The organism is Deltaproteobacteria bacterium (genome assembly GCA_019308905.1).
In the GTDB taxonomy this organism is placed as follows: Bacteria; Desulfobacterota; BSN033; order WVXP01; family WVXP01; genus JAFDHF01.
In genome coordinates this window covers 1-14,342 of sequence record JAFDHF010000032.1, presented here as the reverse complement: position 1 = coordinate 14,342, position 14,342 = coordinate 1, and the positions used below count along the sequence as shown (strand labels likewise).

The following is a 14,342-nucleotide window of genomic DNA, read 5'->3' as shown; positions in this document are numbered from 1 at the left end:
GGGGAGAGAAGGTTCGACAAATCAAGCGGGGAGGCTTCTCATGAAAGGTATCATTCTTGCAGGAGGTCTGGGTACTCGACTGTTGCCTCTGACAAAGGTCACCAACAAGCACCTACTTCCGGTTTACGACTCGCCTATGATCTACTATCCTCTCAGAACCCTGATCAATGCGGGCATAACGGACATTCTCATAGTGACGGGAGGGGCCAGCGCGGGGGATTTTCTGAAACTCCTGGGAAACGGAAAGGACTTCGGCCTCAGGCACATCAATTACACCTACCAGGAGGGTGAGGGGGGAATCGCCGCCGCACTGAGGTTGGCCGAGTTCTTTGCAGCAGGAGAAAAGATATGCGTGATCCTCGGGGACAACATAATCGAAAAGAACATTCGCCATGCCGTTGCGGCCTTTGAGCGGCAGAAGGACGGAGCTCAGATCCTCTTGAAGGAGGTTCCAGACCCCCAGAGGTTCGGAGTCCCCGTCTTCGAGGGTGAAAGGGTGGTACGGATAGAGGAGAAGCCCGAGCATCCAAAGTCGAAATACGCGGTCACCGGGATCTACATGTACGACAACACGGTTTTCGATATTATCAAGACTCTCAAACCGTCCAAGCGGGGGGAACTGGAGATTACCGACGTGAACAACGTCTATATCGAACGGAAGAACCTGACCTGGGATGTTCTGGACGGTTGGTGGACCGACGCCGGTACCTTCGACTCCCTCCTTGCGGCGAGCAGGCTGGTCGCCGAGACAGGGGCGAACAAGGTCTAGCCCGGAGGTGACCGGCCGGGTTCCCCGGCGCTTTTCCCGGATGGGTGCGAGGGGCCGGGCTCTTTGACGCAACTGGGGAGGCATGAGATGATTGAAGGTGTGGTTACCAAATCCCTGCGAGTCATACCGGATGAACGAGGGCGGCTCATGGAGATCCTCAGGACTGACGACCCCCTTTTTCGTGGATTCGGCCAGGTCTACATGACCACGACCTATCCGGGAGTCGTCAAGGCCTGGCACTACCACAAGAAGCAGACCGACAACGTCGCGGTGGTCCGGGGGATGATCAAGATAGCCCTGTACGATCCCAGGGAAGATTCTCCTACCCGGGGAGAGGTGAACGAGTTCTTTGTCGGGGAACATGCCCCGGCTTTGGTTCAGATTCCCCCACGGGTCTTTCACGGGTGGAAGTGCATCGGCGAGTATGAGGCGATCATCGTCAACATCCCGACTGAGGTCTACAACTACCAGGACCCAGACGAATTCAGAGTGCATCCCCATGAGAACGACATCCCGTACGACTGGAGCCGGCAGGACGGGTAGCAGGCAATGAGTAAAAGAGGCAAAGCAGGATGATAAAGCCAAGAGTCGAAACAAATGCGAAATGTCGGACAGGAAGTCGTCGGGACAATAAAGGATGATCCAGTGAAGATACTCGTAACCGGAGGATGCGGTTTCATAGGGAGCAATTTTGTTCGGTACATCTTGGAGAAGCACCCATCGGACGAGGTCGTCAATCTCGACAAGTTGACCTATGCCGGCAATCTGGAGAACCTCAGCGACGTGGCGGCCATATCGAGGTATCGATTCATCCGGGGTGACATCTGCGATCGGCCCCTTGTGGAGGAGATCCTCTCCTCAGGGGTCGACTGCGTGGTCAACTTTGCGGCTGAGTCCCACGTGGATCGATCCATACAGGACTCCGGTGCCTTTGTCAAGACAAACGTCATGGGGACCCACGTCCTGCTGGAGGCCTCACGGAGTCAAAGGGTCGCCAGGTTTATCCAGATATCGACCGATGAGGTCTATGGATCTCTGGGTGGGAAGGGGCATTTCACAGAGGAGAGCCGTCTGTCTCCCAACAGCCCGTATGCGGCGAGCAAGACGGCGGCGGACCTCCTGGTGAGAGCCTGCTGCCGGACCTATGGGTTTCCCGGGATAATCACGCGCTGTTCCAATAACTACGGCCCCTATCAATTCCCGGAGAAGCTCATCCCCCTGATGATCACGAACGCCATGGAGGGAAAGGAACTTCCCGTTTATGGAGACGGGCTCAACGTGAGGGACTGGATCCATGTGGAGGACCACTGCCGGGCCATCGATGTGGTGATCCGGAAGGGAAAAGACGGAGAGGTGTACAACATCGGGGGCTCTACCGAACGGACCAACATCGAGATCGTCAGGGAGATCCTTCGACTCATGGAAAGGCCGGAAGATATGATCCGGTTTGTCGCCGATCGGCCGGGCCATGACCGCCGGTATGCCATGGATTGTTCCAAACTCCAGCGGGAGCTCGGGTGGACCGCTCAGATCCCCTTTGAGAAAGGCCTGGCAGAAACGGTTCGATGGTACCAAGAGCGCTCCGACTGGTGGAAGAAGATAAAGACAGGGGAATACCTCAAATACTACGAGGTCACCTACGGCCGTCGGTGAAAGGGGCGGACAGACGGGGAGGTTAAAGTACTGGAGGACTTTTCGAGAAGGAGGGATCTTTGGTGAATATCTGTGTCATCGGTACGGGTTACGTGGGGTTGGTTACAGGCACATGTCTGGCCGAGTTCGGCATGAATCTCACCTGTGTCGACAACGACGAGGCAAAGATCCGGAACCTGAACCAGGGCCGGATCCCGATCTATGAGCCCGGACTGGAGGACCTGATCCGCAAGAACGTGGAGCAGGGGAGATTGAGGTTCACGACAGAGCTGGACAAGGCGGTTCCCAACAGCCTTGTAGTCTTCATCACTGTGGGAACACCACCCAATGACGACGGTTCGTCCGATCTGCGGCATGTGGAAAGTGTGGCCAAGGAGATCTCCAAATACATGAACGGCTACAAGGTCATCGTCCTGAAAAGTACGGTCCCCATAGGAACCTGCCGGTGGGTCAAAGAGATCATCCGGTCGAATCTCAAGGAGCCGTTCCATTTCGATATCGTGTCGAACCCGGAATTCCAGAGGGAGGGATCTGCCATAGAGGATTTTATGAGACCGGACCGGGTGACCATCGGGGCAGAGAGCGAGCAGGCAGTGGCGATCATGCAGGACATCTATAGTGCTCTCTACCTCAACGAGACGCCTTTCGTCATCACCAACCTCGAGACGGCGGAGATGATCAAGTACGCTTCCAACGCATTTCTCGCCACCAAGATATCATTTATCAATGAGATCGCCAATCTCTGTGAGAAGGTGGGTGCAGACGTCCATCACGTGGCAAGGGCCATGGGGCTCGACGGCAGGATCGGCCGGAAATTTCTCCATCCCGGGCCCGGCTTCGGGGGTTCGTGCTTCCCGAAGGATACCCGAGCCCTGGCGGCGATTGGCGAACAGAGAGGGGAGAAGCTCGGTGTCATTCAGGCGGTCATCGAGGCGAATGATCGGCAGAGGCAGAAGATGGTGGAGAAGATCAAGGCAATGGTGGGCGATCTGAAGGGAAAGACGATCGGAATCCTGGGGCTTTCCTTCAAGCCAAACACCGACGACATTCGGGAGTCTGCCTCCATTGCCATCATCAAGGGGCTCCAGAGGGAGGGCGCCAGCGTAAAGACCTATGACCCGGCCGCCATGGAGGCTGCCGGGTCGGTACTGGAGCAAGTGGAGTTCTGTCCCGATCCTTATCAGACAGCCCTCGACTGCGACGCCCTTGTTCTGGTGACGGAATGGAATGAATTCCGGCGCCTCGACCTGGCGCGGATCAAGAAGAGCCTGAAGCAGCCGATCTTTGTGGACCTCCGGAACGTGTACGAGACCTCACAGATGAAGGAGATGGGGTTCCTGTACTGCGGGGTTGGGAGGTAATGGCGGACTGGGTCTTCATGGCAGACGCCCATCTGCGGGAATGGGACTTCCATGGGCAGACGAGGATAGTTCGGTTTCTGGAAAGAGAGAAGAGAAATCTCGGCACCCTCGTCATACTGGGTGATCTCTTCGAATTCTGGTTCGGCTTCGAGCCCTTTGCCTTCGAGGGATACAGGCCCGTCCTCGACAAACTCAGGGAGCTGGCCGGGGCCGGGGTTCGTATCCGATATGTGGAGGGGAACCACGATTTCAATCTGGGAAGCTATGTAAGAGAGAGGTTGAAGGCGGAGGTCTGTCCGGAGCACTGTGTGGTCGATCTCGATGGAAAGCGGGTCTACATGGCGCACGGAGATCTGGTAAACGGGGACGAGAGGTTCTACCGTGTATTCCGGCGTATCTTGAGAAGCCCCTTCACCTATTGGCTCATCCAAAGGGCGGGTCCCCGGATCTGTAAGAGGGCGGCTTCCTTGCTCGGTTCAGTGAGCGGGGGGAAGGGAAGCAACAAGAATCCTGAAAGGATTGAGGCTCTTTTCCGGCGTTTTGCCGTGGAGAAACTCCGGGAAGGGTTTGACGTGGTCATCCTGGCCCACAATCATCTGCCCCAGGCATGCATGTTCGAGGTGGATGGGAGAGAGGCCCAGTACTTCAACGTGGGGGACTGGGTCAATCATTTCTCCTATGTCAGATATCGTCCGGGCCGGGGTTTCGCGATCGAGTACTGTCCGGGTTAGGGCGAGCGTCCGTCCTGCTGCGAGGCCGGCTCACAGGCCCGCGCGATCTGTTCCCAGATCGCGGTCTTCCCCTCTCCGGTCACGGCCGAAAACGGAATGATCCGGCAGTGGTACTGGCTGAGACCGGCTGATATCCTTTGGACATGAGCCATTCGTCTTGAGGGTGGGACCTTGTCGAGTTTTGTGGCCACGGCGAGAAAGGGGATGCGCCGCTTGTACATCCATTCGGCCAGTTGGATGTCCAGCCTGGAGGGTTCGTGTCTGGCATCGAGAAGGAGCACTACCAGCCTGAGTTCTTTTCGCCTGTCCAAATAGGTCTCCACCATGGGCCCCCAACTCCTACGGATCTTCTCCGGGACCTTCGCATACCCGTAGCCCGGGAGATCGACCAGGGAAAGGGCTGAATTTACCAGGTAGAAGTTCAATAGCCGGGTTTTGCCGGGGGCTGAACTGGTCTTGGCCAGGGTCCTTCGATGGACGAGGCGGTTGATCAGGGAAGACTTGCCCACGTTGGACCGGCCGGCAAAGGCAACCTCGGGGAGTCCGTGGTGGGGATAGTCCCTGGGAGCTGCGGCGCTTTTTACAAAGACGGCGTCTTTTATTTTCACGAGTATGTTTCTCTCCGGAACGAAAAAGCAGGATCAGAAAATACTATCGTATTCTGCGACCTCGGGGTCAAGCCAAGTTCCCGGGCTGTCGCTCGGGCCAGCCTGCGACCAGCCCGGATGGTGGAAGAGACAGGTCCCATGAGGGAGGGGCCGTTGCTCATATGGGGGGATTAGGTTCGACGAATCTGTTCGAGATAATGAGGGGAGGACCGAGATGAGAAGGATACAGGCATTGATTCTATTATTGGTCGTAGCTGCCGCCGCTGGGGAGGGGTACGCAGGCGGCAAAGACCCTGGGGCTGTGAAGAAATGGAAGGACGAGGCCGATCTCTCGTTTGTGAGCACCAGCGGAAATACGAGTGTTACGACCCTGGCGGGAAACAATCTCCTGTCATACCAGTTTACGGAGAAATCCAAGGGTTCGTGGAAGATCGGGGCCCTCTACGGAGAGGAAGACGGCGAGAAGACCGCGGAGAGGTACTACACGGATCTCCGTTTTGACCGTGTCATTTCCGGGCGCTTCTACGCTTACGGCCTCGGCCGTTGGTTGAGAGACACCTTTGCGGGTTTTCAAAACAGGTACTCCCTTGGCCCCGGTGTGGGGTACAGGTTTTTCGTCGGCCCGAAGCATTTCCTCCTCGGCGAGGCCGGGCTGAATTACACGGTTGAAGACTACACCGATGAGACGAGTGAGGATTTTGTGGAAGGCCGGGTCTTTGGTAAATACGAATACGCGTTTACAGACAGGAACAAGTTCTCGCAATCCCTGGAATTTCTCTACGATTTCGAGGAGAGTGACAACTACAAGATAGTCTCCGAGACTGCGTTCGTATCCGCGCTGAGTAACTATCTCTCCCTGAAAGTGGCCTACAAGGTAAGGTACAACAACAGGCCGAGGCCGTCGACCCTGGACAAGACCGATACGATCCTGGGAGCAGCCCTTGTGGTAACCTTCTGAGGCCCGGATGGTTGATCGAGGAGAGTCTTTTCTATAGAATATTATAGGCCAGAGCAGGCAGGATGGTCGCTCCTCCTGCGATCGGGAGGGGAGGAAAGTCCGAACTCCAGAGGGCAGGGTGGTTGCTAACGGCAACAGTCCCAGTACCTGGGATATGGAAAGTGCCACAGAAAGGAAACCGCCCCAGCGAGGGGTAAGGGTGAAAGGGCGAGTTAAGAGCTCACCAGTATCCCGGAAGACCGGGATAGCTTGGTAAACCCCACCCGGAGCAAGACGGAACAGGGACGGCGGGGGAGACCCCACCACTGGTTGCCCGCCAGATGTCCCGGGTCGCGTCGCTCGAGCCGTTCAGTGATGGACGGCCCAGATGAATGACCATCGTCCTCCACGGAGCAATCCGCGGGGGAGACAGAATTCGGCTTACATGCCTGCTCTGACCGTCCTTTTTTGGGCAAACCGGGCTTTTCCGCCTTCCAGTGTCTTCACGGGCGGTGTGACTCTTGCGTCACAGTGAGACGTTTTTATCACACCCCTGCTTCTCTCAGGGCGGGAGCAGTCGGGAATCGCTTTCTTGCCGTCAGGAGTAATTTATTGGAATTGTTATGTATTTTGAGTTTCACCAAGGTGGCCGAGGTTGGCACCCAAATTGCCTAAGGAAAAAAGAAAGCCTCTAAATCCTCAAAGCGAAAAGTGGGAGATCATGACCTATCAGACAACGTTGAAGACTGCGGTTTCTTGTACTGGAATAGGGCTTCATTCAGGCAGAGAGGTTTCCCTGACGTTGAGACCCGCGGATCCGGACACGGGTATCGTCTTTGTGAGGAAAGACCTGCCCGGGCCGGTGAGGATCAAAGCTGAGACAGCGGCGATTTCAGCCTCTGCGTATGCCACCAGTCTGGAGAAGGATGGGGTGTCTGTCGGCACGGTGGAGCATCTGCTCGCAGCCATATCCGGGCTTGATGTCGATAACGTCCTGGTTGAGCTTGACGCTCCTGAAGTCCCCATCATGGATGGAAGTGCCGCCCCGTTTGTCGCCCTGATTCGAGAAGGCGGCATTGTCGAACAGGATAGGCTCAAGAAGTACGTGTTCGTCCGTGAGATGGTGAGGATGGCCAGGGGTGACAGATGGATAGAACTCTGGCCTTCGAGGGGAAATCTTGAGATTTCTTATACAGTCGATTTTGAACATCCCCTGATTTCCAAGCAGTTCTACCATGTATCCTGCCCGGGCCGGGCTTTCGAAGTGGAGATCAGTCCGGCCAGAACCTTCGGCTTCTTGAGCGACGTCACCCAACTGAGGTTGCGAGGATTTGCGCGGGGTGGTTCGCTGGAGAATGCGATCGTTGTGGATGATTACGGAGTGTTGAACGAGGAAGGGCTTCGCTTCCCGGACGAGTTTGTCCGGCATAAGGTTCTGGACCTTATCGGCGATCTCTCCCTCCTGGGATATCCCCTCGTCTGCCACGTGGTGGCCTACAAATCCGGCCATACCATGAATCACAACCTGCTCCGGGAACTTCTGTCGCGGAAGGAATGCTGGGAGCTGGCGGAGTCGACCGGAAAGGGGGGCGAGGTCATACCGGCCGTGGAGGTGGCTCCCCGGGAATCCCGAGAGAGGCTGTCTGCCTGAGTCCCCGGCCGAGTCTCACCGGAAGAAATCCCACCCGGATCCAGCAGGGCTTGCCATTTTTGCCCAAATTCCCTAATATTTGCTGTATTAGCTAACCCTCCAACTATCCGGCTGCGAGACAACGGGAGATGTCCCATGAAGAGGCGGTTTGCCTGGTTCGTCCTCCTATTTCTCGCCTGCGGCCCGGCCGTCTCTCCGGTTCTTGCAAAGGAGAAGGCAAGGATCGAGAATCTGACCATCCATGTGGGCGAGGAGAGTCTGGCAGTAAGTTTCTCCGCACGAAACTGCTTCACCCCTAAGATCGAAGAAATCATCCAGAGTGGGATCCCTGCCACCCTGACCCTTTCGGTCAGGCTCTATCAAAAGAGGAGCTTCTGGAAAGACAAGCGGCTGGCGGCCTTCAAGCTTATCCGTACTATTCGCTACGATAACATCAAGAAACTCTACCAGGTGACCTTCAAAGAGGGCGAGCCCACGGTTGTGTTCGAAGACTTCGGGGAGCTGAAACGGAGAGTGACGCAGGTGGAGAACCTTAGAGTGATGCCCCAGGAGCAGCTCAGGGAAGGGGTGATCTACTATATCAGTGTCAAGGCCAGGCTTGAGCCCGTAAAGCTCCCGTTCCGCCTGGGGAATCTCTTCTTTCTCGCTTCGTCCCGGAAGACCCAGACAGACTGGCTGGTCCAGAAATTCAGGGTCGGAGTGTTTGTAGTACCTGAACGGGGAGACAAGGGCGAATGAGAGAGACTCTTCAGAGCACGAGGGAAGAGCGGCACGAAAGCCGAAAGAGGAGAAACGAGGTTCTCATAATAGGCATTACCGCGTTGATTCTGGCCGTGCTGTTCGTGTTCGAGTGGCATCTGCCACAGGTGAAGGGGAGGCTCTCTACGGGGAGGAACATCCTGTATTTGAGCCTGATCAATCTCAACGTCATTCTCCTCCTCCTCATGCTCTTCTTGATTATCCGCAACCTCGTCAAGCTCGTCTTCGAGCGCAAGAGGAGGATTCTCGGCTCAAAACTGAGAACCAAACTGGTGGCCGCCTTTCTCGGTTTTTCCCTCGTGACGGCTTTTGTCCTTTTCTTTGTTGCAGTGGGACTGATAACCAGCGCCGTGGAAAAATGGTTCAGCATCCAGGTTGAGAAGTCCCTGGAAGGATCCCTCGAGGTGGCACAGACGTATTATCGGGACTTTGCAAGAAACAGCGTCTTTCATGCCGTTGCCCTGGCGGAGCGGGTGTCAGAGCAGGGGCTGATGGATCCATCCAAGAATGACTCATTGGTAGAGCTGCTCGAAGCAAAACGCTCGGAATACAACCTGGGGGTCGTTGAGGTCTTTTCTCCTGACATGACGGTGCTTGCCTGTGTCACGGACAAAGAGATCCCGGGAAATCCGATACCTCCGGCTCCGGCCGAGATCCTGAAGGAATGCCTTGGCGGCAAGGAGGTGTCCAAGACGCAGGCCCTGGAGCAGGGGGAGCTTATCCGTACTCTTGCCCCTATCCGGGACAAGAAGAACCCGAAGGTTGTTCTCGGCGCCCTGGGAGCGAGCTACTATCTGCCTGAGAATCTCATGGCCAAGATGGCAAAGATTTCACAGGCCTATGTGGACTATACTCATTCCAAGATGTACAAGCAGACCATCAAGATGAACTACCTCATGTATATGCTCATGGTGACACTGCTGGTTATCTTTCTGGCCACGTGGGTCGGATTTTACCTCGCAAAGGGGATCACCGTACCGATCCAGCAACTGGCTGAGGCGACAGAGAGGGTGGCTCAAGGAGACCTCGATTTTCATATCAGCCTGGAAAGTACCGACGAGATGGGAACTCTTGTCGAGGCCTTCAACAGGATGACAAGCGACATGAGGCTCAGTAAGGCCGAGGTCGAGCGGAAGACAGTCGATCTGGAGAGGACGAATGTCGAACTCTTCCAGAGAAAGAAGTATATGGAGATCGTCCTGCAGAAGATCGCCACAGGGGTCGTCTCTCTGGACAAGAGCGGCCGTGTGAGCACCATGAACAAGTCGGCGGAGGAGATGCTCGGAATCACGAGTGAGCGGGTTTTGGGGCGGCATTACCGTGAAATACTGGGGCCGGAGTATTTGCGGACCGTCAGAGGCCTGATCAGGGAGGTGAGAGGTTCGCGGAACGAAACGATCGAGAAGCAAATCAATATCAGTATCCAGGGGAGGACTCTTACACTCCTGGTCCACTTGACTCCCCTGCGCGATGAAGAGGGCAGGAACATGGGAGTGGTGGCGGTATTCGACGACATGACCCAACTCATCAAGGCGCAGCGGATGGCGGCATGGAGAGAGGTGGCTCGGCGGATAGCCCATGAGATCAAGAACCCCCTCACCCCTATCCAGCTGTCGGCCGAGCGGATAAGGAGGCGTTACAGGGAACGTTTGCAGGACGACATTGATGTCTTTGATGAGTGTACGGAGACGATCATCAGGGAAGCGGACGGGTTGAAGAACATGGTGAACGAGTTCTCCAACTTCGCGCGGATGCCTGCGGCCAACCCGGTACCGAGTGATCTGAACAGCATCGTGCGGGAAGCCCTGGTGTGGTACCAGGAAGTGCACAAGGACATCCGTTTCGGATTCGACAGCGGCGAGGATATTCCCATGCTCGATCTGGACAGGGATCAAATGAGACGGGTCATGATCAATCTCTTTGAGAACGCCGTGGCGGCTATTGACAACGGCGGAGAGATCAAGGTGAAGACAGACTACGACAGAGACCTCAAGATGGTGAGTATATCGGTGAGTGACAACGGTGCGGGGATCCCTGAGGAAGCAAAGACCAGGCTTTTTGAACCCTACTTTTCCACCAAAGCCGGCGGAACAGGGCTTGGCCTCGCTATTGTGAGCTCCATCATCGCCGATCACAACGGCTACATCAGGGTGAGAGACAACGAGCCCAGGGGGACCAGGTTCATCATAGAACTGCCCGTGAGAGGATAGGGATTCAGGGGGAACAGTGGGTGTAACGGTTCTGGTCGTGGACGACGAGGAGAGTATCCGTAACTCCCTGAGCGGAGTGCTGATGGACGAGGGGTTTTCGGTCTTGAAGGCTGAAAACGGAACCAGGGCCCTTCAGATCGTCAAGCAGGAGACACCCGAGGTCGTTCTCCTCGATATCTGGATGCCGGGAATAGACGGGATCGAGATCCTGAACCGGATAAAGACCCGGTACCCGGAGATTCAGGTGATCATGATTTCCGGCCATGGAACCATCGAAACGGCCGTGAAAGCCACCAAGTTGGGGGCCTTCGACTTCATCGAGAAGCCCCTTTCCGCCGACAAGGTGATCCTTGCCATCAGTCACGCCCTCGATTTCAGACGCCTGGCAGAGGAGAATCTCCTGCTCCGGCAGGAGATCGACGAGCAGTACGAGATAATAGGGAGCAGCCCGGTAATCCAGGAGGTGAGAGAGCGCATTGCAAAGGTCGCTCCCACCGACAGTTGGGTCTTGATTACGGGAGAGAACGGGGTGGGCAAGGAGCTGGTGGCCCGGGCTATTCATCGTGAAAGCCGGCGAAGGCTCAAGCCCTTTGTCGGGGTCAACTGCGCGGCCATCCCGGAGCAGCTGATCGAGAGCGAGCTTTTCGGGCACGAAAAGGGGGCCTTTACCGGGGCCACCTCTCGGAAAAAGGGGAAGTTCGATCTGGCGGACAAGGGAACCCTCTTCCTGGATGAGATAGCCGATATGAGCCTCACCACCCAGTCGAAGATCTTGAGGATTCTTCAGGAACAGAAGTTTGAGCGGGTTGGAGGGGAAAGGACCATCGATGTAGACGTGAGGGTCATCGCGGCGACCAACAGGGACCTCGAGGAGGAGATCCGGTGGGGCAGGTTCAGGGAGGATCTCTACTACCGGCTCAATGTGATCCCCATCCACGTCCCGGCACTGAGAGAACGAAAGGACGACATCCCCGTGTTCACCGACTACTTTTTGCAGGTATTCTCGGTTCGGAGCGGCAAGGAGAAGAGGGAGATATCGCCCGATGCTCTCCATCTCCTGAGGGAACACAACTGGCCTGGAAACGTCCGGGAGCTGAAGAATCTCATCGAGAGGCTGGTGATTATGGCCCCCGGGAAAACGATCGAGGTCGAGGACCTTCCCGAGCCTATAAGGAGGGGAAGACATGCACCTGAGACGGGAGAGGTCCCTGCGGGCCGGGAGAGCCTGAGGGAAGCCACCATGAGGTTCGAGAGGGACTTCATCCTGAAGCGGCTGGCCCAGAACGAGGGTAACGTGGCCAAGACGGCCGAACAGATCGGAATCGCCCGGAGAAATCTCCACAGGAAGATCCGGCAACTCGGTATCCAGGTGGAGCGGCAAGGAGGGGCCCATTGAGTGAGATGATCATCAGCAAGAACAAGAGGGCCCGGTTCGACTTCTACATAGATGAGACCTATGAAGCGGGGATCGTCCTCACCGGTACTGAGGTGAAATCCCTGAGACAGGGTAAGGTCAGCCTCAAGGACAGCTACGCGAAGGTCAAGGACGGGGAGATATACCTGGTCGACGCCCACATCAGCCCTTACACCCACGGGAATCGGTTCAACCACGATCCGGATCGCCCCCGAAAACTGCTGATGCACAAAAGGGAGATCAGGAGACTCTATGGAAAGTCGAGGGAGAAGGGGTACTCGTTGATTCCCACGAAAATGTACTTCAAGAACGGCAAGGTCAAGGTCGAGATCGGACTGGGAAAGGGGAAACGGGCGTACGACAAGAGGGAACTCTTGAAGCAGAAGACCATGGAGCGTGAGGTGGAGAGGAGCTATCGGGGAGTGAAGATCAAGGTGTAAGATTCTGGAGGCTTCTCCCCACCAGGTCGCCGGAGCGTGAGATCTGTGGTTTAGGCCGCGGGGCCGTGGATGCGGGGCTCCTCTGTGAACCCGAACAGATGGCCGATGCCTGAGGAGGTCCTTCCTGGAAGAGGGGATGGCCCCTTGCCCATGACATGATGAAGGGTACCTTGGCCCGCTTTTTCCTCTCTTGACGCAAGTCAAAGCGGATTTCTCACCACCGGGTTATGCTGTATATCGAGGGGCCGTTGGGTCCCGGAAATTACTATGCAACTCCTCCTTGAGGGCGGGGGAAAGGGGTGGTCTATGAAGTGCCCGGGACAGGATACCCGCTACTGGAAGCCGGGGGCCATTTTCGAGGTGAAGTGCCCCAACTGCGGCCACAACGTGGAGTTTTTCAAAGACGAAACCACCAGGAGATGCAGGAACTGCGGCAGCAGGGTCGTCAATCCCAAGATGGATTTCGGTTGTGCTGCCTATTGCAGGTTCGCCGAGGAGTGCCTCGGAGAACTGCCGCCCGAGCTTCTGGCAAAAAGAGAGGACCTCTTGAAAGACAGGGTCGCCTTTGAGATGAAGCGCTATTTCAAACGGGATTTCAAGAGGATCGGCCACGCAATCAGGGTGGCCACTCACGCCGAGAGGATGGTGAGCCAAGAGGGAGGTGACCCGGCGGTCGTCCTGTCTGCGGCCTATCTCCACGAGGTGGGAGTCGGTGAGCCCGAAGTGGAAGACAAGGGCAGGGGATCCGACTCCGGATGGAGTGGAGGAGCCGTGCAGGCCCGTGAGATTCTCGCCCGGCTCGGAGCCAGGGATGACTTGATCGATGAGGTGTGCCGCATCGTCGGCCGCCTCAAGAGGCCCGGAGCCGGGGAGACGGTGAATTTCAGGATCGTCCACGATGCGGATCTGATCGCCCGCCTTGAGGAGGAACAGAAGAAAACCCCCGGGACGCGGGAGAAGCTTGCCATGTACGCGGAGAGTTCTTTCTTGACAGAGACCGGCCGCCGGATGGCAAGGCAGGTTTTCTTGAACGGGGTGAAGGAGAAGGAGGAGCCCCGCGGTGGGTGATGCTTGCCCGGCCTCCATTGTGAGGGAGAGGAGAAACTCATGAGAGGGATTCGGAGGATCATCGAAATCGATGAGGAGAGATGTGACGGGTGCGGCCAGTGTGTGCCCTCCTGTGCCGAGGGTGCGATCCAGGTCGTCGACGGAAAGGCCAGGCTGGTGGCTGAGAAGTACTGCGACGGTCTTGGAGCGTGTATCGGAGAATGTCCCCTCGGTGCCCTGAGGGTCATCGAGCGGGTGGCAGAGGATTTTGACGAAGAGGCTGTGGAAGAGTATCTGAAGACGAGTGAGAGCCCGAAGCGGGCCCTGGAGAGGCCATGCTTCCCCTGTTTCTCGGGGCAGATCCATGGTGGTCTTCGTTCAAGACCTGGCGAGGAGGCCGAGGAACCCATGGACCACGGTGAGACCGGATCCGCGCTGTCCCACTGGCCGGTGCAGATCCGGCTTGTTCCGGCAACAGCGCCGTTTCTGAGAGGGGCTCGGCTGCTGGTGCTGGCGGATTGCACACCAGTGGCCTATCCCCATCTCCACCGCCACCTTCTCAAGGGGAGGGCCGTGATGCTCGGGTGCCCGAAGTTCGACGAGACGGACGCCTATGTGGAGAAGTTTGCAGAGATCTTCGACAGGGCAGAGATCAAAGCCATTACGGTCGCCGTGATGGAGGTGCCATGCTGCCGGGGTCTGCCACTGATCATAAGAAAAGCTATGGATCTGGCCGGCAAGGAGATCCCTATGGAACAGGTG

Annotated in this window: 14 protein-coding genes and 1 other RNA gene; 14 read left to right on the top strand and 1 reads right to left on the bottom strand. The window is 56.7% G+C overall.

Going from position 1 to position 14,342, the window contains the following annotated elements; translation table 11 throughout:
- Positions 1-40: 40 nt before the first annotated feature.
- The 5 genes from JRJ26_11515 to JRJ26_11495 all read left to right on the top strand — a co-directional run bounded on the left by JRJ26_11515 (position 41) and on the right by JRJ26_11495 (position 4,514).
- Positions 41-769: an NTP transferase domain-containing protein gene (locus JRJ26_11515; protein MBW2058112.1), complete on the top strand. Its 729-nt coding sequence runs from the start codon at positions 41-43 to the stop codon at positions 767-769.
- A gap of 87 nt (positions 770-856) precedes the next feature.
- Positions 857-1,312, top strand: a complete 456-nt coding sequence (locus tag JRJ26_11510; protein ID MBW2058111.1) for a dTDP-4-dehydrorhamnose 3,5-epimerase family protein — start codon at positions 857-859, stop codon at positions 1,310-1,312.
- 102 nt (positions 1,313-1,414) lie between these two features.
- Positions 1,415-2,422: a dTDP-glucose 4,6-dehydratase gene (rfbB, locus tag JRJ26_11505; protein ID MBW2058110.1), complete on the top strand. Its 1,008-nt coding sequence runs from the start codon at positions 1,415-1,417 to the stop codon at positions 2,420-2,422.
- A gap of 62 nt (positions 2,423-2,484) precedes the next feature.
- A complete protein-coding gene (locus tag JRJ26_11500) occupies positions 2,485-3,783 on the top strand; it encodes a UDP-glucose/GDP-mannose dehydrogenase family protein (GenBank protein ID MBW2058109.1) in 1,299 nt (432 codons plus the stop codon).
- Complete coding sequence (locus tag JRJ26_11495) at positions 3,783-4,514, top strand: UDP-2,3-diacylglucosamine diphosphatase (protein ID MBW2058108.1); 732 nt, start codon at positions 3,783-3,785, stop codon at positions 4,512-4,514. The genes JRJ26_11500 and JRJ26_11495 overlap by 1 nt, the downstream gene beginning before the upstream one ends.
- On the opposite strand, the gene JRJ26_11490 is transcribed toward JRJ26_11495, so the two are convergent.
- Positions 4,511-5,122, bottom strand: coding sequence for a YihA family ribosome biogenesis GTP-binding protein (locus JRJ26_11490; protein ID MBW2058107.1), 612 nt, complete (start codon positions 5,120-5,122; stop codon positions 4,511-4,513). The genes JRJ26_11495 and JRJ26_11490 overlap by 4 nt on opposite strands.
- A gap of 214 nt (positions 5,123-5,336) precedes the next feature.
- Between JRJ26_11490 and JRJ26_11485 the strand changes: the two genes are divergently transcribed.
- From JRJ26_11485 to JRJ26_11445, 9 genes are all read left to right on the top strand, one after another.
- Positions 5,337-6,080: a DUF481 domain-containing protein gene (locus tag JRJ26_11485; GenBank protein ID MBW2058106.1), complete on the top strand. Its 744-nt coding sequence runs from the start codon at positions 5,337-5,339 to the stop codon at positions 6,078-6,080.
- 50 nt (positions 6,081-6,130) lie between these two features.
- An RNA gene (rnpB, locus tag JRJ26_11480) (RNase P RNA component class A) lies at positions 6,131-6,519 on the top strand.
- A 261-nt stretch (positions 6,520-6,780) separates the two neighbouring features.
- Positions 6,781-7,710, top strand: coding sequence for a UDP-3-O-acyl-N-acetylglucosamine deacetylase (locus tag JRJ26_11475; protein MBW2058105.1), 930 nt, complete (start codon positions 6,781-6,783; stop codon positions 7,708-7,710).
- 135 nt (positions 7,711-7,845) lie between these two features.
- A complete protein-coding gene (locus tag JRJ26_11470; GenBank protein ID MBW2058104.1) occupies positions 7,846-8,448 on the top strand; it encodes a DUF4390 domain-containing protein in 603 nt (200 codons plus the stop codon).
- Entirely contained in the window at positions 8,445-10,679 is a 2,235-nt protein-coding gene (locus tag JRJ26_11465; protein MBW2058103.1) for a PAS domain S-box protein, read from the top strand. The genes JRJ26_11470 and JRJ26_11465 overlap by 4 nt, the downstream gene beginning before the upstream one ends.
- A gap of 16 nt (positions 10,680-10,695) precedes the next feature.
- A complete protein-coding gene (locus tag JRJ26_11460; protein MBW2058102.1) occupies positions 10,696-12,075 on the top strand; it encodes a sigma-54-dependent Fis family transcriptional regulator in 1,380 nt (459 codons plus the stop codon).
- A 5-nt stretch (positions 12,076-12,080) separates the two neighbouring features.
- Positions 12,081-12,533 (top strand): SsrA-binding protein SmpB, encoded by a 453-nt coding sequence (gene smpB / locus JRJ26_11455; GenBank protein MBW2058101.1) that lies wholly within the window; start codon positions 12,081-12,083, stop codon positions 12,531-12,533.
- A 306-nt stretch (positions 12,534-12,839) separates the two neighbouring features.
- Positions 12,840-13,601, top strand: coding sequence for an HD domain-containing protein (locus JRJ26_11450; protein MBW2058100.1), 762 nt, complete (start codon positions 12,840-12,842; stop codon positions 13,599-13,601).
- Between the two features lie 39 nt (positions 13,602-13,640).
- A partial coding sequence (locus JRJ26_11445) for a 4Fe-4S binding protein (protein ID MBW2058099.1) occupies positions 13,641-14,342 on the top strand: 702 nt, incomplete at its 3' end.

What these genes read in the sequence shown, in the direction of transcription:
- JRJ26_11450 (MBW2058100.1), top strand. Translation starts at nt 12,840, where the DNA reads ATGAAGTGCCCGGGACAGGATACCCGCTACTGGAAGCCGGGGGCCATT.
- JRJ26_11485 (MBW2058106.1), top strand. Translation starts at nt 5,337, where the DNA reads ATGAGAAGGATACAGGCATTGATTCTATTATTGGTCGTAGCTGCCGCC.
- JRJ26_11510 (MBW2058111.1), top strand. Translation starts at nt 857, where the DNA reads ATGATTGAAGGTGTGGTTACCAAATCCCTGCGAGTCATACCGGATGAA.
- smpB (MBW2058101.1), top strand. Translation starts at nt 12,081, where the DNA reads ATGATCATCAGCAAGAACAAGAGGGCCCGGTTCGACTTCTACATAGAT.
- JRJ26_11465 (MBW2058103.1), top strand. Translation starts at nt 8,445, where the DNA reads ATGAGAGAGACTCTTCAGAGCACGAGGGAAGAGCGGCACGAAAGCCGA.
- JRJ26_11515 (MBW2058112.1), top strand. Translation starts at nt 41, where the DNA reads ATGAAAGGTATCATTCTTGCAGGAGGTCTGGGTACTCGACTGTTGCCT.
- JRJ26_11475 (MBW2058105.1), top strand. Translation starts at nt 6,781, where the DNA reads ATGACCTATCAGACAACGTTGAAGACTGCGGTTTCTTGTACTGGAATA.
- JRJ26_11495 (MBW2058108.1), top strand. Translation starts at nt 3,783, where the DNA reads ATGGCGGACTGGGTCTTCATGGCAGACGCCCATCTGCGGGAATGGGAC.
- JRJ26_11470 (MBW2058104.1), top strand. Translation starts at nt 7,846, where the DNA reads ATGAAGAGGCGGTTTGCCTGGTTCGTCCTCCTATTTCTCGCCTGCGGC.